Genomic DNA, 21,092 nt, shown 5'->3' with positions numbered 1-21,092 from the left:
GTTTGCCTCCATCCTTGGCACAGCGACGCGAATCTACTGCGAATCTATGATTGCGAACTTGTGACTCGGGACACTAGCCGTTCGCCGTCATGCGGGCGCAGCGCAGAAGCGATGCGTGACGTCGTTGCGCCGTCACGAATTCACATGCACGAAATCGCGCAGCAGCGGGTAGATCTCGTTGTTCCAGCGCTTGCCGGAAAACACGCCGTAATGGCCGACGCCGGCCTGCATGTGATGCACCTTGCGATAGGTGCGGACCCCGGTGCAGAGGTCTTGCGCGGCGAGCGTCTGGCCGATCGAGCAGATGTCGTCCTTCTCGCCTTCCACCGTCATCACCCCCATGCGCCGGATCGCCGCCGGATTCACTGGGCGGCCGCGATGCATCAGCATGCCCTGTGGCAACAGATGCTCCTGGAACACGTCGCGCACCGTCTCGATGTAAAACTCCGCCGGCAGGTCCATGACCGCGAAATACTCGTCGTAGAAGGTCTTGATCACCGCGGCCTTGGCGGTCTCGCCCTTGGCGAGATGATCGGCCAGATCGATATGCTGCTTGATGTGCCGCTCCAGATTCATCGACACGAACGCCGTGAGCTGCACGAAGCCGGGATAGACCTGACGCAACGCGCCCTTGCACTGCATCGGCACGTAATTGATCAGATTATCCTCGAACCATTTGATCGGCTTGCTCTTGGCGAATTCGTTCACCTTGGTCGGCTGGATCCTTGTGTCGATCGGCCCGGCCATCAGGGTGAGCGAGGCCGGCCGCGCCGGATGATTGTCCTCCGACATGATCGCGGCGGCCGCCAGCGCCGACACCGAAGGCTGGCAGATCGCCACCATATGCGCGCGCGGGCCGAGCTGGCCGAGGAAGTCGATCAGATGGTCGGTGTAGTCCTCGAGCCCGAAGCGGCCCTTGCTGCGCGGGATGTCGCGCGGGTTGTGCCAGTCGGTGATGTAGACGTCGTGGTCCTGCAGCAGCGTCTTCACGGTGCCGCGCAGCAGCGTGGCAAAATGCCCGGACATCGGCGCCACCAGCAACAGCCGCGGCTGCTCCGGTCCGTCCACCTTCCTGAAATGCAGCAGCGAGCCGAACGGCGTCGCATAGGCGACCTCCTCCGTCACCTCTAACTCCCTGTTGCCGACGGTCACGCTGCCGATGCCGTAGTCGGGGCGGGCATAGCTCAGGCTGGAGCGCGAGATCAGCTCGAGCGCGGCGGCGAGCCGGCCGAACGTCCGGTAGGACGCGCCGCGCGGCACCAGATTGAGATAGCGCAACGCCGCCGCGGCTCCGGTTCGCCACGGCGCGGTGAGGTCCATGTGGTTCTGATAGGCCTGGTACAGCATTGACATCATACGCATCCACCCGTGGCCCGGCTTGCCATGCAATATCGACGCCAGAGGCGGGGCCGGCCGCCCGGAAAATTGGCACGTGGCTTGCTGCAAAGACTGATGGCGCCGGGTGCGCGGCGGCTGAACCGGCGCGCGATGTCCGGGAGCTGAGGACGCGTTCAGGCGTGAGGGACCGATATGGCGAAAGCGACACTCACCATCAGCAGCAAGAATTACTCCTCCTGGTCGCTGCGCGGCTGGCTGCTGGCGAAATTCGCCGGGCTCGAGTTCGAGGAGGTGGTCACCGCGCCCGACGACCCGTCGGCCCGCGCCGAGCTGCTGCTGCTGTCGTCCTCGATCCTGGTGCCCTGCCTGCGCCACGACGGTGCGACGGTGTGGGATACGCTGGCGATCGGCGAGTATCTCAACGAGATCATGCCGCATGCCGGGCTGCTGCCGGAAGACCGGATCCGGCGCGCGCATTGCCGCTCGATCTCGGGCGAAATCCATTCCGGCTTCACCACGCTGCGCTCGTCGCTGCCGGTCAATCTCAAGGGCCATTTCCCCGGCTTCAAGATCTGGTCGCGGGCGCAGGCCGACATCGACCGCGTCTGCACCATCTGGCGCGACTGTCTCGCCGCTTCGGGCGGCCCGTTCCTGTTCGGCGAACGCCGCACCATGGCGGACGCGATGTATGCGCCGGTCGTGACCCGCTTCATGACCTATGACGTCAAGCTCGAGCCTGCGCTTGCGGTGTATGCCAGCACCATCATGACGATGCCCGAGATGCAGGAATGGATCGAGGCCGCGAAGGCGGAGCCGGCCGACGTCGAGGAGCTCGAGGTCGAATATTAGGCAGCGCCCGGGCCGGCCTGCCTGCATCGGCGGCTCAAGCACGAGGCAAGCCTTGCTCAACGGACGTGCCGTCGGCGTCAGGCATTGGCGCCACGCGACAGGTGTGCACGACAGCCGTCGAAGCGCAAATTCGCGCCTCGCTCCAAATGCTTCCGCGGCGATGTCAGCGCATGGCGAGACGGTTCGCCGCAGCCCAACCCGGCTGGCAAGGATTTCGCATGGCAATGACCGAGCTGTGACCGCGACGATGCGACGCTGCCGAAAATTTGGACGCCGAGCCGCGCCGCGATCTCGCGAACACGAGAACCGTGGAGGCTTGAAATGAACCAGCACGCCGTCGTCAGCAAATTTTCCCACGTCAAACCCGGTGACACCGAGTTCAAGGGCGGAGGTCTGCGCGACTTCTTCCTGTATCGCGATCTCGGCATCGCCGATGCCACCAGCGGGCAGGTGATCTGCCATCTGGTCAAGGCCAATCCCGACATGCCGCCGGAGCAGGGCACCGGCTGGCACAAGCATCTGTGCGATTTTCAGATCGTCATCATGACCAAGGGCTGGGCGCGCTTCATGTACGAGGACAAGGAGACGCTGGTCGAGGCCGGCGACGTCATCCATCAGCGCCCCGGCATCACCCACTATCTGTTCGATTACTCCAAGGACATGGAATACCTCGAGATCGTCAGCCCCGCCGATTTCAAGACCGTGGATGTGCCGCCGGCGACCGAAACGGTGCCGCCGATCACGCCGTGGAAATGATCGCCAGGCAGGACAGAGAGGAGGGATCGCAATGTCGTCTGCGGAGGAGTTAACCTTTGTTATCGGCCGCTGGCTGCGGCCGATCGTCATGCTTCTGTATGTGGTGCGCAGCCTCGGGCTAATGACCACATCTAGCCGTGAACAACACAGGACGCTGCTCGATCAGTGATTCGGACGCGGTTCGTTCCACCCGCGTTCCAAATCTTAAGGCACGGTGCGCGCGCGTCGCGTTTTGAAACAGCGCGCGCCGATGCCGGCCTCAGGCCATGCCCGTGCCCGCCTGCTTCTCGCGCGGCTTCCGCCAGGCGATGACGTTGGCTTCCAGCGCGCCGCCGGTGGTGTCATTGCGCCACTGGCCGTTGACGAAGCGGCAGGCGAACGGCAGCTGATACGTTCCGCTATGATCCTCACAAAGTACTTCCACGCGCTGTTCCGGCGCAGGTTCGCCATTGCCGTCGAATTGCGCCATCCGTTTTTCGCGCGTTGCCATGCGATCTGTCTCCACTGCCCAAGGCCGAGCCAAAAGGGATCGAACCAAACAAGTTCCGAGGCCCCCGTCCCCACGAGTAGTCCCGTAATGGGTGAAGCACACCGCTTGAATGCGGTTTCAGTGTGGTATGTCTGCCTCGCTTTCAGCGTCGCGAGCACAAAACTGTGAATGACGCATTTGCCTGGAGACGCCGATGACTGCTCGTTTTGTTCTCGCCTTGCTGGCACCGCTCGCACTCGGCGTCGCCGCAACCGCGCATGCGCAGGACGTTCCCGGCATCGAGATCTGCACCGTCGAGAAAACCATGGAGCGGCGCACGAGCTGTCTGCAGAGCAATGTCGATTTCCTGCAGAAGACGATCAACAAGCTCACATCGGATCATCAGCAGAAGCTCGACGCCGCCAACCGGCAGATCGCGAGCTTGCAGAGTTCGGTTGCGAGCTTGCAGAAGCTCGTCACCGATCTGCAGGCCGCGCAGGTCAAGCTCACCGAGGATCTGAAGAAGAAAGCCGACGCGCCGCCGGCGAAGGATGCCGCGCCCGCCGCGAAGGACGGGACGAAGTAGCAAAGGTCGATCCGCGAATTTTCGTCGCCTCTCCCGCTTGCGGGGGAGGCCGTATCGCATCGTCAGATGCGATACGGGTGGGGGCTTCTCCACACGAAGGATATCGCTTGCGGTGATACCCCCACCCCAGCCCTCCCCCGCAAGCGGGAGAGGGGGCGCACCATTGTCGTGGCTCGCGGCGTTCGACTCACGCCACCCGATACTTCTCCATCACGTCGCGATCCGGCTCGTAACCGAGTCCGGGGCCCTGCGGCACGGCGACATGGCCGTTGGCGTCGACGTCGATGCGGTCGCCCCACAGGCAGGCGGGACGCTTCATGAAGAACACCTCGATCAGCCCCGCGTCGCGGATCGCCATCAGATGCAGCGTGGCGAGGAAGCCCGGCCCGAAATACGGCGAGTGCGGAATCACCTGGACGCCGAACTCGTCGGCGAGGACGGCCACCCTCAGGAATTCGGTGATGCCGCCGACCTTGATCACGGAGGGCTGCGCGTGACTGACCGCGCCCGCGGTCATCATCTGGCGGAATTGATGCACAGTGCAGGCGTTCTCGCCGGCCGCGATATCGAGCCGGCCTTCTCTGCGCACCTCGGCGAGCGTCGCAAAATCCTCCGGCGGCCAGACCGGCTCCTCCAGGAACAGCGGCGCGGCCTGCTTGCAGTCGCGCGCGAACTGGATCGCCGCGGGCCCGTCCAGCGGGCAGTTCATGTCGACCATCAGCGGCACGCCGGGGCCGATCGCCTCGCGTGCGGCGGCCACCGCAGGCACGGTGGTCTCGTGCAGCTTGATCGCGGAATAGCCCAGCTTGATCGCCTTCTTGCATTCGGCGGCGATATGCGCCGGATTGCCGATCCGCATCAGGCTCGCATAGGCCGGGATCGTGCTCCGCTTCGCGCCGCCGATCAGTTGATACAGCGGCACGCCCTTCACCTTGCCGGCGAGATCCCACAGCGCGATGTCGAGCGCCGAGATCGCAAACATCGTGATGCCGTAGCGGCCGAACAGATGCAGGTTGCGCTGGATCTGCTCCATCGCGGCGGGGATGCTGGCGGCGTCGGGCACCTCGAGGCCGCGCGCCTGCGGCGCGATCATCTCGGCCACCGCCGTGCAGCTCGTCTTCGGGCAGACATAGGCGAACGCATCGCCCCAGCCGGTGAGGCCGGCATCGGTCGAAACCTCGACCAGCACCATGTCGAGCGCCGAGATCGCGGAAGCTCCCTGGCGGAAGCTCGCGGGCCCGGCGTCGTAGGGAATGCGGATATGGTGGGCGCGGACGTCGGTGATTTTCATTGTTGTTGTCCTTCCGATCGCAGGATGTGCCTGGAATTCGTGGTGGCCGGACATTTGAGCCTGAAGAACGGCGTCGCTTCGGCTGGTCTGGGTTCCGGCCATCGCAAATCTTGCTCGTAACGAGTCTTGCTTGCGACAAGTCTTGCTCGTGAATCATGTCGAAGACGTGGATGCCCGGCGCACGGCCGGGCATCACGAACCGCAAAGTTGTGGAGGAAAGCCCTCAACTGCTCTTCTCGCCGCTCATGATGGGACCGAACCGCTCCCAGCTCTCGCCCTTGAAGCGCATCATCTGCAACTGCTCGATCGGCGCATAGTCGTCCGGCCCGGTCTTGATCTTGGTGCCGGGCAGATAGATGCCGATCTCGAAGTTGAGGCTGGCCGCCTGCTTCATCAGATTCTCGCGGGTAAGATTGTCGCCGCACTGCCGCAACACCTGCTCGAGACCCTTGGCGACACCATAGCCGAATACGGTCGCGGCGTCGTCGAGGTCGCCTTCGGGATACCATTTGGTCATGAAGGCGCGCCACTCGGTCATCGCCGGATCGTTCTTCCACTCGGTATCCTTGGGGTCCTTGAGATACGCCGTGGACAGCACGCCCTGGCTCGCTTCATAGCCGGCCGGCTTCATCACGCCGCCGATCGAGCCGGACACGTTGGTCAGGAACTGCACCGGATGCCAGTCGAGCTCGGCGGCTTTCTTGATCGCCTGCGCCGCGAATTTCGGCGTTGCAATGTTGACGAAGATGTCGGGGTTGGCGCCCTTGATCTGCACGATCTGCGAATCCACCGTCGGTGACGAGGTCTCGTAGGAGGATTCGACGACGATCAGCTTCTTGGCCTGGTCGCCGAGCCCGTCGTGCAGGCCGATCAGATAGTCCTTGCCGAAATCGTCGTTCTGATAGAGTACGCCGATGGTCTTGCCCGGATAGTTCTGCAAAATGTACTTGGCATAGATGCGCGCTTCGACCTGGTAGCTCGGCTGCCAGCCCATGGTCCACGGGAAGTTCTTCGGATCATTCCACTTGGCCGCGCCGGTGGAGACGAACAGCTGCGGCACCTTCTTGGCGTTCATGTATTTCTGGATCGCGGTGTTGCCCGGCGTGCCCAGCGGATTGAAGATCAGGAGCACCTCGTCGCTCTCGACCAGCTTGCGGGCCTGCTCGACCATCTTCGGCGGTGAGTAGGCGTCATCGTAGGAGATGAAGTTGACCTTGCGGCCGTTGATGCCGCCTTCGCTGTTGAGCTTGTTGAAATAGGCGGCTTCGGTCTTGCCGATCGTGGCGTAGGCGGACGCCGGACCGGAATAGGGCATGATGTTGCCGACCTTGATTTCGGTGTCGGTTGCGCCCGGATCGTATTTCTTCTGCGCGTTGGCTGCGCTTGCGAAGGCGATCGTCAAAAGCCCCGCAAGCGCCGCGGACTTGACGCAGTTGGCATAGCTCAAGCGTTGGTGGTGCATCATTGTCCTCCCTGACATGCTGGCCGCGGCTCTTGCAGTCTTGATTATCGGGCAGCTTGGTGAGCCGTCGGATCGATGCGTCGGCGAGTATGCACGATTGCAACATTGTTGCCAGCGACGGCTTTGCGGGTAAATTTCCGTGGAGCGGAACCACGGTTTCACCGCCGGGCAGCAAGGACTGTCAAATGCCGCGCGCGGCAGCCGTGCATGATGCCCGAGCTTTGCAGGAAGGCCGTCGTCCATGAATCCAGCCCAGAAGGCGCTCTGGTACATCGAAAGCCATCTCGGCGCGCCGCTGACGCTCGACGAGATTGCCGCCGTTGCGGGCGTCTCGCGCTTCCATCTGGTACGGGCGTTCGCGGAAGCGACCGGGTTCTCGGTGATGCGTTATGTGCGGGCGCGCCGCCTCAGCGAAGCCGCGCGCCAACTCGCGGCCGGTGCGCCCGATATTCTCAGCCTCGCGCTGGATGCGGACTACGGCTCCCACGAAGCATTCACCCGCGCGTTTCGCGACCATTTCGGCGTCACGCCCGAGACGGTGCGCGCGACAACGTGCCTGACGACGCTCAATCTCCAGGAGCCGATCACCATGATCTCGACAGCTCTCGACCACATCGATCCGCCGCGCATTGCCACCGGAAAGGCGTTCCTCGTCGCCGGCATCGGCGAGCGTTACAACCACGGCAATGGCAGCGATGCCGGCATTCCGAAGCAGTGGCAGGGCTTCCACCAGCAATGCGCGCACATCCCCCGCCAGGTCGGTAACGTCGCTTATGGCGTCTGCTGCAACGGCGACGATGCCGGCAATTTCGATTACATCGCCGGCGTCGAGGTCGCCGATTTCTCGGACCTGCCGCGCGAGTTCGCGCGCGTCCGCATTCCCGAGCAGAAATACGTCGTGTTCACCCACGCCGACCACATCTCGACCATCCGCCGCACCGTCAACACGATCTGGAATCGCTGGCTGCCGCAATCCGGCATGAAGGTCGCGGACGCGCCGAACTTCGAGCGCTACGACGAGAAGTTCGACGCGAGCACCGGCAATGGCGGGCTGGAGATCTGGGTGCCGGTGAAGGAGTAGCGGGCGCCGGTGCAGCAAACCCCGGTGTCGTCCCTGCGAAAGCAGGGACCCATAACCACCGATGCTTGTTTTTTGCGTGACGCTGGAATGACGAGTCCCGCCTACAACTCTCGCCGCGGAGTATGGGTCCCTGCTTTCGCAGGGACGACACCGTCTTGTTGCTCGCGAGTGCCTAGATCAATGAGAGCGCGCCAGGCAGAATGCGACGACCTCTTCCAGCGCCGTCTTCATCGGTGAGGGCGGGAACAGCGCCAGCGCGTCGACGGCCATCGCGCCGTAGTGCTGGGCGCGGCTGATGGTGTCTTCGAGGGCGCGGTGCTTGGTCATCAGGCCGATGGCGTGGTCGAGGTCGGCGGATCCGATCTCGCCGCGCTCGAGCGCGCGGATCCAGAACTTGCGCTCGGTATCGTTGCCGCGGCGGAAGGCGAGCACCACCGGGAGCGTGATCTTGCCCTCGCGGAAATCGTCGCCGACATTCTTGCCGAGTTTTGCGGATTTGCCGCCATAGTCGAGCACGTCGTCGACGAGCTGGAAGGCGATGCCGAGATTCATGCCGACCGAGCGGCAGGCGGTCTGCTCGGCCTTAGGCCGGTTGGCGATCACGGGGCCGACCTCGCAGGCGGCGGCGAACAGCTCCGCGGTCTTGCCGCGGATCACGGCGAGATATTCGTCCTCGGTGGTCGCGGTGTTCTTGGCGGCGGCAAGCTGCATCACCTCGCCCTCGGCGATGGTGGCGGCGGCGGCGGAGAGGATGTCGAGCGCGCGGAGCGAGCCGACCTCGACCATCATCCGGAACGCCTGGCCGAGCAGGAAGTCGCCGACCAGCACGCTGGCCTCGTTGCCCCACAGCATCCGCGCGGACAATTTGCCGCGGCGCAGTTCGCTCTCGTCGACCACGTCGTCATGCAGCAGGGTCGCGGTGTGCATGAATTCGACCGCGGCGGCGAGCTTGATATGGCCGTCGCCGGAATAGTCGGCGAGCTGGGCCATCGCCAGCGTCAGCATCGGGCGCAGCCGCTTGCCCCCGGAGGAGATCAGGTGGTTGGCGACCTCGGGGATCATGGTGACCTCGGAGCCGGTCCGCGAAAGGATCGTCGCGTTGACGCGCTCCATGTCGGCGGCGACAAGTCCCACCAGCCCGTCGATCGAAGCATTGGACGGGCTTTCGAAGGGTACAATAACCGCCACGCTGGTCTCCAATTTTGCCGAATACGCACTATGCTCAGCTATAACAATAGAAACTGCGCGGTGCAGCGGCAAGGCCATCAAGTTATTGACATGTGGCGCAAGTGCCGCACAGCCGGGGCGACAGGAGAGCGTATTTTGCGGGAATTGGTACGGACCAATGACATGGTGCTGGTCTCCGCCATTGGCGCGCTGCTCGACAGCGCTAACATCCATCATCTGGTGCTGGACCAGAACATGAGCATCATCGAGGGCTCGCTCGGCGTGCTGCCGCGGCGGATCCTGGTGCATGAGGACGACAACCACGAGGCCCGCCAGCTCCTGACCGATGCCGGCCTCGGCCACGAATTGCGGGCCGATGACTAGGGCGTTTTCGAGCGAAGTGGGTCCCGGTTCGCGTGAAGAAAACGCGTCAAAGAACGAGTCTCCGGCCGCCGGGATCACTGAAGACGGATTTCTCGGTGGCCAATTGCGCCTGCGGCAACCCCGCAGCGGCCACCGCGCCGGCCATGACGCGATCCTGCTCGCCGCGGCGACGCCGGCTCGATCAGGCGACCGCGTCGTCGATCTCGGCTCCGGCGTCGGCGCGGCCGGGCTGGCGGTGGCGCGGCGGGTGAGGGGGATCGATCTCGTCCTGGTCGAAATCGACCCGGTCCTGGCCGAGCTTGCGCGGAATAATGCCGGCACCAACGCGATCGTGGCGGAGGTGATCGTGCTTGATGTCGAAGCCGGCGCCGCGGCCTTCGATGATTCCGGCCTCGGGCCCGATAGCGCTGACGTCGTGCTGATGAACCCGCCGTTCAACGATCCGTCGCGGCACCGCGCCTCGCCGGACGGTGTGCGCGAGCGCGCCCATGTCGCGACCGCGACCACGCTGGCCGGCTGGGTTCACGCGGCGCGGCGGATTCTCAAGTCGAACGGGCAGCTTGCGCTGATCTGGCGGGCCGATGGCATTGCCGAGGTGCTGGCCGCGCTGGACCGCGGTTTTGGCAGTGTCGAGATCCTGCCGGTTCACGGCGACGGGACGTCGCCGGCGATCCGAATCCTGGTGCGGGCGACCAAGGGCGGCCGGGCGCCGACGCGGCTCCATGCCGCACTGCTGCTCAATGAAGAGTCAGGTGTGCCCAATAAATGGGTGCAGGAGGTGTTGGCTGGGAAGGGGGAATTGCCGCTGGCGCGGCGCTAGCGGGCAGGCTGCCCACGTCGTCAGAGGCACTAAATCACTGCGAAGCCGTTTCCGACTGGCGGTCCGGCGTGGACGTGAAGTGGATCGCCGCCAGGAGTGTACCGATCAGCAAAATCAGCAGATAGATTTTCATGAGTCCCTCTCCGCTCGCGCATTGCAGCCCCAATGACAAAATGCAAAACGCGTTCCACGGATTCCAATGACAGTGGCGTGATAAAAAGTGGTTAATTCGAGGTAACGGCATGAGTGAACAAAGAAGTGATCACGCTGGACGTTCGGGACTGCTCGAACGCGCGCAGGCAATGTTGCCGGCGCGCTTCAGGCGCGGTGCGGCCGTCGTGCCGGTGGTACGGCTGGCAGGCGTGATCGGCGCGGTGACGCCGCTGCGGCCCGGCATGACACTCTCCGGCGTCGCCAAGATGCTGGAGCGCGCCTTTGGTACGCGGAATGCCAAGGCGGTGGCGCTGGTGATCAATTCGCCGGGCGGCTCGCCGGTGCAGTCGCGGCAGATCTATTTGCGCATCCGGCAACTCGCCGCCGAGAAGAAGCTCCCGGTGCTGGTGTTCGTCGAGGACGTCGCGGCCTCCGGCGGCTACATGATCGCCTGCGCGGGCGATGAGATCTATTGCGATCCGTCCTCGATCCTCGGCTCGATCGGCGTGGTCGGCGGCAGCTTTGGCCTGGAGGGGCTGATCAAGAAGATCGGGGTCGAGCGCCGGCTCTATACGGCGGGCAGCCACAAGGCGATGCTCGACCCCTTCCTTCCCGAGAACCCCGACGACGTCGCCCGGCTGAAGGCGATCCAGCGCGAGATCCATGCGATCTTCATCGCGCTGGTCAGGCAGAGCCGCGGCAGTCGCCTCAACGGCGCCGACGACGTGCTGTTCACCGGTGAGTACTGGGCCGGCGATACCGCGATCGGTCTCGGGCTCGCCGATGGCATCGGCGACATCCGCTCCACGTTGCGGGCCCGCTATGGCGACAAGGTGCTGACCCCGGTGATTGCGCCGGCCAGCGGCTTGCTCTCCGGCCTGCTCGGCCGGCGGGCGCCGGGGGCGGGATCGCTGGCGGCGCTGGATGGGCTGGCCGCGCTGCCGGACGAGGTGATCTCGGCGCTGGAAACCCGTGCGATTTGGGCCAGATTCGGGCTGTGAACACAGGGATGTGAGCGCGCCATTTAGTCCCAAAACCGCGATTGCGGCGCAGGCCACCTTGCGCGAGAATGCTTGGCATTGGGGGCCTGACAGACGTGAACGACAAGGATCGACCGATGCCGCCGCTGATTGCATTCGCAGGCGTCTTGGGAAGCTTGGCCGTGGTCCGCTGGGCGTACAAGACGGCCGTCCGGATCAACCAGGAACTCGAAGAGGCGCGATTGTCCCGCGTGGCCGAGGCCACCCGCGCGGGCGAAATCAAGACGCTGCGCCGCGACCCGGTGACCGGGGCCTATCGCCCGGGCTAACATCGTGGTCGTTCCGGGGCGATGCGTCAGCATCGAACCCGGAATCTCGAGATTCCGGGTCTGGTCCTTCGGACCATCCCGGAATGACGCTAAACATCTCCCATCGCCTTGATTCCATTGGCTGCCGCCGATACGGTCCCGCGCGCCTCCACCCCCTCCGCGAGATCGATTCCAACGATGGACGCCCTGCCTGACCACATGCGCCCGGAACGTTCGTTCCAGGGCTTCATCCTGGCCCTCCAGCGGTTCTGGGCCGAGCAGGGTTGCGTCATCCTGCAGCCCTACGACATGGAAATGGGCGCCGGCACCTTCCATCCCGCGACCACGCTGCGTGCGCTGGGGCCAAAACCCTGGAACGCGGCCTATGTGCAGCCCTCGCGGCGGCCCAAGGACGGCCGCTACGGCGAAAACCCCAACCGCCTCCAGCACTACTACCAGTTCCAGGTGATCATGAAGCCGTCGCCGCCGAACCTTCAGGACCTGTACCTGAAGTCGCTGGCCGCGATCGGGATCGACGCCGCCGTCCACGACATCCGCTTCGTCGAGGACGACTGGGAAAGCCCGACCCTCGGCGCGTGGGGTCTCGGCTGGGAGTGCTGGTGCGACGGCATGGAAGTGTCGCAGTTCACCTACTTCCAGCAGGTCGCCGGCGTCGAATGCGCGCCGGTCGCGGGCGAGCTTACCTACGGACTCGAGCGGCTCGCGATGTATGTGCAGGGCGTCGACCGCGTCTATGACCTCAACTTCAACGGCCGCGAGGGCACCGAGAAGGTGACCTATGGCGATGTTTTCCTGCAGGCCGAGCAGGAATACTCACGACACAATTTCGAAGTTGCCGACACCGCGATGCTGTTCGAGCAGTTCAGGATGGCTGAGGACGCCTGCCGCAAATATCTCGCCGCCGGCTGGCGTGAGGGTGGGAATCAAAAGGAACATCTGATGGCCTTGCCGGCCTACGACCAGTGCATCAAGGCGAGCCACGTGTTCAACTTGCTCGACGCCCGCGGCGTCATCTCGGTGACGGAGCGGCAGAGCTACATCGCCCGCGTGCGCGACCTGGCGAAGGCCTGCGGCGAGGCATGGATCCACACTGAAACGGGCAGGGCGGTCTGATGCCCGATCTTCTCCTCGAACTGTTCTCCGAAGAAATTCCCGCGCGCATGCAGGCCAAGGCGGCGGACGATCTGCGCCGCATGGTGACCGACAAGCTGGTCGCCGAAGGCCTGGTCTATGAGGGCGCCAAGGCATTCGCGACCCCGCGCCGCCTTGCGCTCACCGTGCACGGCATTCCCGCGCGCCAGCCCGATCTGAAGGACGAGCGCCGCGGCCCGCGCGTCGGTGGCCCCGAGCCCGCGATCCAGGGATTTTTGAAGGCCACTGGTCTCGCCTCGATCAGCGAGGCAAAGGTCCAGCACGACAAGAAGGGCGACTTCTACATCGCGCTGATCGAAAAGCCCGGCCGCGCCGCGATCGACGTCATCGCCGAAATGCTGCCGGTGATCATCCGCACCTTCCCCTGGCCGAAATCGATGCGCTGGGGCGCGCGCTCGGCCAAGTCAGGCTCGCTCACCTGGGTCCGCCCGCTGCATTCGATTATTGCGACCTTCGGTCTGGAGACCGAGGAGCCCGATGTCGTGAAATTCTCGGTCGACGGCATCGAGGCCGGGCAGACCACCTATGGCCATCGCTTCATGGCGCCGGGGCCGATCTCGGTGCGCCGCTTCGAGGATTACGAGGCCAAGCTGAAGGCGGCCAAGGTGATCCTCGATCCGCAGGCGCGCAAGGACATCATCCTCGAGGACGCCAAGGAGCTGGCGTTCGCACAGGGCCTCGAACTGGTCGAAGACCAGGTGCTGCTCGACGAGGTCTCCGGCCTCGTCGAATGGCCGGTCGTGATGATGGGATCGTTCGAGGAGCAGTATCTGTCGATCCCCGACGAGGTGATCCGCGCCACCATCCGCAACAACCAGAAGTGCTTTGTGGTCAGGGATCCCAAGACGGGCAAGCTGACCAACAAGTTCGTGCTGACCGCCAATATCGAGGCGCCCGATGGCGGCAAGACCATCGTCGCCGGCAATGAGCGCGTGATCCGTCCGCGACTGTCGGACGCGAAGTTCTTCTACGAAACCGATCTGAAGACCAAGCTCGAGGACCGGCTGCCGAAGTTCGAGCAGATCGTGTTCCATGAGAAGCTCGGCACCCAGGCGGAGCGGATCAAGCGGATCGAACGTCTCGCCGCCGAGATCGCGCCGCTGGTCGGCGCCGACGTCGAGATGACCAGGCGCGCCGCGCGCCTTGCGAAAGCGGATTTGCTGACCGAAGTGGTAGGCGAATTCCCCGAGCTGCAGGGTTTGATGGGCAAGTACTACGCGCTGGCGCAGGGCGAGGATGCGTCCGTCGCTGCCGCGAGCGAGGAGCACTGGAAGCCGCAGGGGCCGACGGATCGGGTGCCGACCGATCCGGTCAGCGTCGCGGTGGCACTGGCGGACAAGCTGGATACGCTCGCGGGGTTCTGGGCGATCGATGAGAAGCCGACGGGTTCGAAGGACCCGTTCGCGCTGCGCCGGGCGGCGCTCGGCGCGATCAGGCTGATCGTCGAGAATACGCTGCGCCTGCCGATCCTGAAGACGGCCAAATCCGCGTTGCTCGGATTGTCGCTCAAGGCCGATGCCGAAACGTTGCCGAACGATCTGCTCGCCTTCTTTGCCGACCGCCTGAAGGTCCAGCTGCGCGATCAGGGCGCGCGTCACGATCTCGTTGACGCGGTGTTCTCGCTTGGTGGCCAGGACGATCTGTTGCTCGTCGTCCGGCGCGTCGAGGCGCTCGGCAAATTCCTCGACAGCGACGACGGCAAAAACCTGCTCGCTGGCACGAAACGCGCCAGCAACATTCTCGCGATCGAGGAGAAGAAGGACAAGCGGACCTTCGACGGCGCGCCTGACGCCGCGCTCTACAAGCTCGATGAAGAGAAGACGCTGGCCAAGGCGATCGACCAGGTGAAGGCCGAGGCCTCCGCCGCCGTCGCCAAGGAAGACTTTGCCGCCGCGATGAGCGCGATGGCCAAGCTGCGTCCGGCGGTCGATGCGTTCTTCGACAAGGTCAAGGTTAACGACGACGATCCGAAGGTGCGCGAAAACCGCCTGAAGCTGCTCAACGAGATCCGCGCCGCGACGCGTGCGGTGGCGGATTTCTCCAGGATCGAGGGCTGATCGATGGACCGCGCGACGCTCGCCGCTTACGACAAGGATGCGGCGGCGTTTGCGCAGGACTGGCACGAACAGCCGGCCCCGGTCGATCTGCACGACATCGTCACGCGTTTCTTCATCAGGGGCGGCGCGACCGCCGATATCGGCTGCGGCAGCGGCCGCGAGGTGGCGTGGCTCAATGCCAACGGCTTTCCGGCCGAAGGCTATGACGGCTCCGAGGGTCTGCTCGCGGAGGCCCGCACCCGCTATCCGGCGCTGCGCTTTACTCAAGCCGAATTGCCCGCGCTATCCGGCATCGCCTCTGGTAGCTTCGACAATGTGCTCTGCGAGACCGTGATCATGCATCTCGATCACGCGCTGATCGCGCCATCAGTCCGCCGCATGTTCGAACTCGTGAAGCCCGGCGGCGTGTTCTATCTGAGTTGGCGCGTCACCAGAGGTGACGATGCGCGCGATGCGCATGGCCGGCTCTATGCGGCGTTCGATACCGCACTGGTGCGGACCGAACTGGCCGCGGCCGAACTGCTGCTCGACGCGGAAGTCGTCAGCGCTTCGTCCGGCAAGGTCATTCACCGGCTGGTCGCCGGCAAGGGCGGGGGATGATGACGCGGGTCGCGACATGTGCCTGCGGACAACTCCGCGTCACCTGTCAGGGCGAGCCCCTCAACGTATCGCTGTGTCATTGCCTGGAGTGCCAGAAGCGCACCGGCAGCACCTATGGCGTCGCGGCGTTCTTTGCGCGCGCCGATGTCGCGGCGCAGGGCGAGGCGCGCGAATACAGCCGGATCGGCGGCAGCGGGTCTACCGTGGTGTTTCGCTTCTGCCCGAATTGCGGATCGTCGGTCTATTGGGAGCCGGGCCGCGCGCCGGATCTGATCGGCGTTGCGGTCGGCGCCTTCGCGGATCCCGATTTTCCCGCGCCGTCGCAATCGGTCTTTACCCAGCGCCGCCACGCCTGGGTCGTGGACAAATGACCGCCGCCGCTAACGGGTGTGTCCCGGCGGAAATATTTCGACACAATTTGCAATTTGTTAACCATGCCCTGCGAAGGTCCTGACGAAGCAACGATTTCTTAAGACATCGCCCCTCGCGCCAATGCAGGGACCGCCCGATGACCTCGATCGGCACCACGCCCAATCCCTACGCCCAATATGGTTCGGCCTATGCGCGGGCAGCAGCGACGCCCTCGCTGGCGGCGACCTTGTCGGGCGACGGCACCGCCGGCGATCTGTCGGCGTCCTCGGCGTCCAACGCCGCAACCAACCTCACGCTGTCGGACGCCGCCCGCGCGCAGCTCGCCAAGGCGCCGCTGCCGGATTTTGCCACCGTCACCAGCGACGCGCGCATCACGCTCGACCGGCTCTACACGGTCGCCGGCGTCAAGGCACCGATCGTCGACGGCAAGACCACCATCGATCTCTCGACGCTGGACCGTCGCTCGCTGTTTGCGATCTCGACCAACAATGGCGGCAAGTTCACGCCGGACGAGCAGGCGGTTGCGGCCACCGAACTGAAGCAGCGCTTCGACAAGGCGTTGGAACCGTCGCTGGCGACCACGCGCCTGACCGGCGACTACAGCGTCAGCTACAAGGCCGCGCTCGATTATCTCGATGGGGCGAGCGATGAGGAGAAGGCCACCGCGACCTGGGCCAGCCAGCGCGCCGCGGTGCTGAAGGGCTATCAGGCGACGCAGCAGGATCCCAACACGGCGCCATCTGGAATTTCCGGCGATCCGATCGCGGCCGCGCTGGCGGGGACGGCGCCTCCCACGAAGAGTACCGCGCGCGACTTCAGCAGCATCGCCGGCGACGTGCGCGCCTTCCTCGATCGGCAGAAGAGCGAGGCGGCGAAGAGCGGCAAGGAGTTGGTCTACGATTCCCGCCGCAAGACCGGACAACTCGCCGACCTGTCCTCGCTCGACAACCGCTCGCTCTCGGCGATCTCGCTGAACCAGGACAAGAAGTTCTCCACCGAGGAGATCTTCGCGGCCAAGCAGGAACTCAACACGCGGACGCGTCTCGCCGTGCTCGACGCGCTGAAGCAGAGCCAGACCGCCGGCGATCCGCGCCAGTTCAGCCTCGGCATCCTCAAGCAGTATTCTTCGATGAGCGCGGAGGAGCGCCAGGCGACCAACTGGACGCAGGATTTCCAGGACGCTGCGATCAAGAGCTACAAGTCGACCTCGACGCTGCTCTCGATCCTCAAATCGTAACCCACTCGACACTGAAGCGAAGCGCGCAGCGGGTTGCATGAAGAACGTGAAGAAAGCGCGTCAAGACCAGGCGCGGGAATTCATCACAACACGACGATCACAACACGACGGAAGAGCCCCGCCCGGAGGGGAGGCCGGACGGGGCTTTCTGGTCCGGTCGATCCTCGCGCACATCCGCTTGCGCGGCGCCCGGACTGTCGTTCAGGCGATCGTGCTGACGTTGATCTAGTCGACCACCTGAACGATCCGTCGCGAACGCGGCTCGACCAGAACCGTCTCACCGTTCACGACGGTGTAACGATAGGGCGTCGCGCCGAACCGCTGCGGCACGTCGTAAGTGGTCACGCCGGCGTCCGGCAGCACGGTGCCGACCACGATGCGATCCGGAACCGTGTAGTTCGGCACGCGCTCGCGCACGATGTACTCGCGGAAGGCCGGACGCTGCTCGACAGTAATGCCCTCGTCATCATCGACTGCAACCGGCGGGCCACCGCGGACGACGCCAACGGTCTGGGCCTGTGCGGCAACAGCCGGCACCGTGATCGCAGCAGCGACCGCTGCAACGGCAAGTATTCTGTTTCGCATGGCTCGCTCCATTCTTTTTCGGTGCGCGCCAGCCTTCGCCGATGCGCACGGCGAGCCAATGCATCGGCTGCGGTGATGTTCCGGAAAACCGCCGCCATATACGCGGCAATTTGGAGCAATTTTCGTGAGTTACGGGAACTCTCAGGCCGCGCGGGCGTCTTGATGTGGGAACCCCCTCAGCGGATAAACTGCCGCTCGATTCGCTCTTCCAAGAAACCCCCGGAGAAAACTTCAATGACCATCACCGCTGGGCATCTGCCTGCTATCGTGGCTCTGATCGCAGGCGTCCTGATCCTGATCATGCCGCGGCTCCTGAATTACATCGTCGCGATCTATCTGATCTTCGTCGGGCTCGTGGGGATGGGTCTGCTGCGCTGGCTGCACCTCTAGCGGGAAAGCGGGGTTTCGCGGCTTGCGCGGAACCCCTCAAAATGGTGTAAGGCGCGCATCTTCGACCCCTCTTTTCGGATTGTTGTCTGACATGGCCAAAGCCGTCGCGAAGTCCAAGAAAACTGCCGAGAAAACAGCAGCGAAATCAAAGCCCTCCGCCGCAGCCCGCAAGGCCGCACCAGTGCGCAAGGCGCTGAAGAAGAGCGCCCCGAAGGCGGCGCCGAAGGCCGCCCCCAAATCGGCTGCAAAGCCGGCCGCAAAGCCCGCCAGCAAGGCGCCGGCGAAGGCCGTTGCGAAGAAGGCGGCCCCGGCTGCGATCAAGGCCGGCAAGTGGGTCTATACGTTCGGCGACGGCAAGGCCGAGGGCCAGGCGACCTTGCGCAATCTGCTCGGCGGCAAGGGCGCCAACCTCGCGGAAATGGCCAATCTCGGCCTGCCGGTGCCTCCCGGCTTCACCATTCCCACCTCGGTCTGCACCTATTTCTACGAACACGACAAGGCGTATCCGAAGGAATTGAAAGCTCAGGTTGAGAAAGCGCTCGACTATGTCGGCAAGCTGACCGGCAAGACGTTCGGCGACGCCAAGAACCCGCTGCTGGTCTCGGTCCGCTCGGGCGCGCGCGCCTCGATGCCGGGCATGATGGACACCGTGCTCAACCTCGGCCTCAACGACAGCACCGTCGAGGCGCTCGCCGAACTCTCCGGCGACCGCCGCTTCGCCTATGACAGCTATCGCCGCTTCATCACGATGTATTCGGACGTCGTGCTCGGCTTCGAGCATCATCACTTCGAGGACATCCTCGACACCTTCAAGGACGGCCAGGGCTATTCGCTCGACACCGACCTCACCGGCGACGACTGGGTCGAGCTGGTCGGCAAGTACAAGGAGGCGGTCGCCAAGGAGACCGGTCACGACTTCCCGCAGGATCCGCACGATCAGCTGTGGGGCGCGATCGGCGCGGTGTTCTCATCCTGGATGAACGCCCGCGCGGTGACCTATCGCAAGCTGCACGACATTCCGGAATCCTGGGGCACCGCCGTCAATGTGCAGGCGATGGTGTTCGGCAACATGGGCGAGACCTCGGCGACCGGCGTCGCGTTCACCCGCAATCCCTCGACCGGCGAGAGCAAGCTTTACGGCGAGTTCCTGATCAACGCGCAGGGCGAGGACGTCGTCGCCGGCATCCGTACGCCGCAGGACATCACCGAGGAAGCGCGCCAGGAATCCGGCTCCGACAAGCTGTCGATGGAAGCCGCGATGCCGGTCGCGTTCAAGGAGCTGACGCGGATCTACACGCTGCTCGAGAAGCACTACCGCGACATGCAGGACATGGAGTTCACGGTCGAGCAGGGCAAGCTGTGGATGCTGCAGACCCGCGGCGGCAAGCGCACCGCGAAGGCGGCGCTGCGCATCGCGGTCGAGCTCGCCAATGAAGGCCTGATCTCGCGCAAGGACGCGGTGACGCGGATCGATCCGGCATCGCTCGACCAGCTGCTGCACCCGACCATCGATCCGGCCGCCAAGCGCGACGTGATTGCGACCGGCCTGCCGGCGTCGCCTGGTGCTGCCTCGGGCGAGATCGTGTTCTCGTCGGACGAAGCGGCCAAGCTGCAGGCCGACGGACGCAAGGTCATCCTGGTCCGCATCGAGACCAGCCCGGAAGACATCCACGGCATGCACGCCGCGGAAGGCATCCTCACCACCCGCGGCGGCATGACCTCGCATGCGGCGGTGGTTGCGCGCGGCATGGGCAAGCCCTGTGTCTCCGGCTGCGGCACCATCCGCGTCGATTACGGCCGCGGCACCATGAGCGTGGGCTCGCGCACCTTCAAGACCGGCGACGTCATCACCATCGACGGCTCGGTCGGCCAGGTGCTGGCCGGCCGCATGCCGATGATCGAGCCGGAACTGTCCGGCGAGTTCGGTACGCTGATGGGCTGGGCCGACGCGGTCCGCAAGCTCGGCGTCCGCGTCAACGGCGATACGCCCGATGACGCGCGCACCGCCGTGAAGTTCGGCGCCGAAGGCATCGGCCTCTGCCGCACGGAGCACATGTTCTTCGAGGAGACCCGCATCCGCACCGTGCGCGAGATGATCCTCTCCGAGGACGAGCAGTCGCGCCGCGCCGCGCTGTCGAAGCTGCTGCCGATGCAGCGCGCCGACTTCGTCGAGCTGTTCGAGATCATGCAGGGCCTGCCCGTCACGATCCGCCTGCTCGATCCGCCGCTGCACGAGTTCCTGCCGCACACCCAGGCCGAGATCGAGGAAGTGGCGCGCGCCATGAACACCGATCCGCGCAAGCTCGCCGACCGCGCCCGCGAACTCTCCGAGTTCAACCCGATGCTCGGTTTCCGCGGCTGCCGTCTTGCGATCGCCTATCCGGAGATCGCCGAGATGCAGGCGCGCGCGATCTTCGAGGCCGCCGTCGAGGCCGGCAAGCGCACCGGCAAGCCGGTCGGTCTCGAGGTGATGGTGCCGCTGATCGCGACCAAGGCCGAGTTCGATCTGGTCAAGGCGCGGATCGATGCGACCGCCAACGCGGTGATGAAGGAAACCGGCGTCAAGCTGAGCTACCAGGTCGGCACCATGATCGAGCTGCCGCGCGCCTGCCTGATGGCGGGCGAGGTGGCCGAGACCGCGGAGTTCTTCTCCTTCGGCACCAACGATCTGACGCAGACCACCTACGGCATCAGCCGTGACGACGCCGCGAGCTTCCTCGGCACCTATGTCGCCAAGGGCATCCTCGAGATCGATCCGTTCATCTCGGTCGATCGCGACGGCGTCGGCGAACTCGTCAGGATCGGCGTCACCCGCGGCCGCAAGACGCGGCCGCGCCTCAAGGTCGGCATCTGCGGCGAGCACGGCGGCGATCCCGCGTCGGTCGCGTTCTGCCACGAGGTCGGGCTCGATTACGTCTCGTGCTCGCCCTATCGCGTGCCGATCGCGCGTCTCGCCGCGGCGCAGGCCGCGCTCGGCAAGGCGATCGCCAGCCAGGCGTGAGCGACTACGTAGTTCAGAGAAGTGCAATGGCCG

23 protein-coding genes are annotated in these 21,092 nt (G+C 64.8%); 17 read left to right on the top strand and 6 right to left on the bottom strand.

Annotated features, from left to right (window positions below; all coding sequences use genetic code 11):
- Window positions 1-132: 132 nt before the first annotated feature.
- Window positions 133-1,356, bottom strand: coding sequence for a polyhydroxyalkanoate depolymerase (locus PMN64_RS21170; protein WP_411782007.1), 1,224 nt, complete (start codon window positions 1,354-1,356; stop codon window positions 133-135).
- Window positions 1,357-1,530: 174 nt separating this feature from the next.
- Between PMN64_RS21170 and PMN64_RS21165 the strand changes: the two genes are divergently transcribed.
- From PMN64_RS21165 to PMN64_RS21155, 3 genes are all read left to right on the top strand, one after another.
- Window positions 1,531-2,187 carry a glutathione S-transferase gene (locus tag PMN64_RS21165; protein WP_411782006.1) on the top strand — a complete coding sequence of 219 codons (657 nt, stop codon included), beginning with the start codon at window positions 1,531-1,533 and terminating at the stop codon, window positions 2,185-2,187.
- A gap of 321 nt (window positions 2,188-2,508) precedes the next feature.
- Window positions 2,509-2,943 (top strand): cupin domain-containing protein, encoded by a 435-nt coding sequence (locus PMN64_RS21160; RefSeq protein ID WP_016848368.1) that lies wholly within the window; start codon window positions 2,509-2,511, stop codon window positions 2,941-2,943.
- A gap of 31 nt (window positions 2,944-2,974) precedes the next feature.
- Window positions 2,975-3,112 carry a hypothetical protein gene (locus PMN64_RS21155; protein ID WP_411782005.1) on the top strand — a complete coding sequence of 46 codons (138 nt, stop codon included), beginning with the start codon at window positions 2,975-2,977 and terminating at the stop codon, window positions 3,110-3,112.
- 90 nt (window positions 3,113-3,202) lie between these two features.
- Here PMN64_RS21155 and PMN64_RS21150 read toward each other — a convergent pair whose 3' ends face one another.
- The gene (locus PMN64_RS21150) at window positions 3,203-3,433 is read right to left on the bottom strand and encodes a hypothetical protein (protein WP_028343701.1); all 231 of its coding nucleotides are present in this window, start codon (window positions 3,431-3,433) and stop codon (window positions 3,203-3,205) included.
- A gap of 193 nt (window positions 3,434-3,626) precedes the next feature.
- Here PMN64_RS21150 and PMN64_RS21145 point away from each other — a divergent pair, with 193 nt between their 5' ends.
- Entirely contained in the window at window positions 3,627-3,998 is a 372-nt protein-coding gene (locus PMN64_RS21145; RefSeq protein ID WP_411782004.1) for a hypothetical protein, read from the top strand.
- Window positions 3,999-4,185: 187 nt separating this feature from the next.
- Here the strand turns inward: PMN64_RS21145 and PMN64_RS21140 are convergent, their stop codons facing one another.
- On the bottom strand, window positions 4,186-5,289 hold the full coding sequence (locus tag PMN64_RS21140; protein WP_411782003.1) for a mandelate racemase/muconate lactonizing enzyme family protein: 1,104 nt from the start codon (window positions 5,287-5,289) through the stop codon (window positions 4,186-4,188).
- 223 nt (window positions 5,290-5,512) lie between these two features.
- Window positions 5,513-6,754, bottom strand: a complete 1,242-nt coding sequence (locus PMN64_RS21135) for an ABC transporter substrate-binding protein (protein WP_051002824.1) — start codon at window positions 6,752-6,754, stop codon at window positions 5,513-5,515.
- Between the two features lie 238 nt (window positions 6,755-6,992).
- Between PMN64_RS21135 and PMN64_RS21130 the strand changes: the two genes are divergently transcribed.
- The gene (locus tag PMN64_RS21130; protein WP_411782002.1) at window positions 6,993-7,832 is read left to right on the top strand and encodes a GyrI-like domain-containing protein; all 840 of its coding nucleotides are present in this window, start codon (window positions 6,993-6,995) and stop codon (window positions 7,830-7,832) included.
- Between the two features lie 177 nt (window positions 7,833-8,009).
- Here the strand turns inward: PMN64_RS21130 and PMN64_RS21125 are convergent, their stop codons facing one another.
- Complete coding sequence (locus tag PMN64_RS21125; protein WP_026193158.1) at window positions 8,010-9,020, bottom strand: polyprenyl synthetase family protein; 1,011 nt, start codon at window positions 9,018-9,020, stop codon at window positions 8,010-8,012.
- A 135-nt stretch (window positions 9,021-9,155) separates the two neighbouring features.
- On the opposite strand from PMN64_RS21125, the gene PMN64_RS21120 reads away from it, so the two are divergent.
- The 10 genes from PMN64_RS21120 to PMN64_RS21075 all read left to right on the top strand — a co-directional run bounded on the left by PMN64_RS21120 (window position 9,156) and on the right by PMN64_RS21075 (window position 17,312).
- Entirely contained in the window at window positions 9,156-9,383 is a 228-nt protein-coding gene (locus PMN64_RS21120; RefSeq protein WP_026193157.1) for a DUF2007 domain-containing protein, read from the top strand.
- Complete coding sequence (locus PMN64_RS21115; protein ID WP_411782001.1) at window positions 9,376-10,203, top strand: tRNA1(Val) (adenine(37)-N6)-methyltransferase; 828 nt, start codon at window positions 9,376-9,378, stop codon at window positions 10,201-10,203. Before PMN64_RS21120 ends, PMN64_RS21115 begins: the two co-directional genes overlap by 8 nt.
- A gap of 242 nt (window positions 10,204-10,445) precedes the next feature.
- Window positions 10,446-11,357 (top strand): S49 family peptidase, encoded by a 912-nt coding sequence (locus tag PMN64_RS21110; RefSeq protein ID WP_411782000.1) that lies wholly within the window; start codon window positions 10,446-10,448, stop codon window positions 11,355-11,357.
- 116 nt (window positions 11,358-11,473) lie between these two features.
- Complete coding sequence (locus PMN64_RS21105) at window positions 11,474-11,665, top strand: hypothetical protein (protein WP_026193154.1); 192 nt, start codon at window positions 11,474-11,476, stop codon at window positions 11,663-11,665.
- Window positions 11,666-11,842: 177 nt separating this feature from the next.
- Window positions 11,843-12,778 carry a glycine--tRNA ligase subunit alpha gene (locus PMN64_RS21100; protein WP_411781999.1) on the top strand — a complete coding sequence of 312 codons (936 nt, stop codon included), beginning with the start codon at window positions 11,843-11,845 and terminating at the stop codon, window positions 12,776-12,778.
- Window positions 12,778-14,874, top strand: a complete 2,097-nt coding sequence (glyS, locus tag PMN64_RS21095; RefSeq protein ID WP_411781998.1) for a glycine--tRNA ligase subunit beta — start codon at window positions 12,778-12,780, stop codon at window positions 14,872-14,874. Before PMN64_RS21100 ends, glyS begins: the two co-directional genes overlap by 1 nt.
- A 3-nt stretch (window positions 14,875-14,877) precedes the next feature.
- The gene (locus PMN64_RS21090; RefSeq protein WP_411781997.1) at window positions 14,878-15,474 is read left to right on the top strand and encodes a class I SAM-dependent methyltransferase; all 597 of its coding nucleotides are present in this window, start codon (window positions 14,878-14,880) and stop codon (window positions 15,472-15,474) included.
- A complete protein-coding gene (locus tag PMN64_RS21085) occupies window positions 15,474-15,845 on the top strand; it encodes a GFA family protein (protein ID WP_411781996.1) in 372 nt (123 codons plus the stop codon). Before PMN64_RS21090 ends, PMN64_RS21085 begins: the two co-directional genes overlap by 1 nt.
- A 137-nt stretch (window positions 15,846-15,982) precedes the next feature.
- A complete protein-coding gene (locus PMN64_RS21080; RefSeq protein ID WP_411781995.1) occupies window positions 15,983-17,083 on the top strand; it encodes a hypothetical protein in 1,101 nt (366 codons plus the stop codon).
- 37 nt (window positions 17,084-17,120) lie between these two features.
- Window positions 17,121-17,312 (top strand): hypothetical protein, encoded by a 192-nt coding sequence (locus PMN64_RS21075; RefSeq protein WP_411781994.1) that lies wholly within the window; start codon window positions 17,121-17,123, stop codon window positions 17,310-17,312.
- On the opposite strand, the gene PMN64_RS21070 is transcribed toward PMN64_RS21075, so the two are convergent.
- Entirely contained in the window at window positions 17,309-17,668 is a 360-nt protein-coding gene (locus tag PMN64_RS21070) for a DUF1236 domain-containing protein (RefSeq protein WP_028343713.1), read from the bottom strand. The genes PMN64_RS21075 and PMN64_RS21070 overlap by 4 nt on opposite strands.
- A gap of 234 nt (window positions 17,669-17,902) precedes the next feature.
- On the opposite strand from PMN64_RS21070, the gene PMN64_RS21065 reads away from it, so the two are divergent.
- Window positions 17,903-18,058, top strand: coding sequence for a DUF3096 domain-containing protein (locus PMN64_RS21065; RefSeq protein ID WP_016844375.1), 156 nt, complete (start codon window positions 17,903-17,905; stop codon window positions 18,056-18,058).
- Between the two features lie 91 nt (window positions 18,059-18,149).
- A complete protein-coding gene (gene ppdK / locus PMN64_RS21060) occupies window positions 18,150-21,059 on the top strand; it encodes a pyruvate, phosphate dikinase (protein WP_411781993.1) in 2,910 nt (969 codons plus the stop codon).
- Window positions 21,060-21,092: the final 33 nt, after the last annotated feature.

The organism is Bradyrhizobium sp. UFLA01-814, assembly GCF_046718885.1.
In the GTDB taxonomy this organism is placed as follows: Bacteria; Pseudomonadota; Alphaproteobacteria; order Rhizobiales; family Xanthobacteraceae; genus Bradyrhizobium; species Bradyrhizobium elkanii.
Note: the sequence above shows the minus strand (reverse complement) of the source record. Positions and strands in the feature narration are given on the sequence as shown.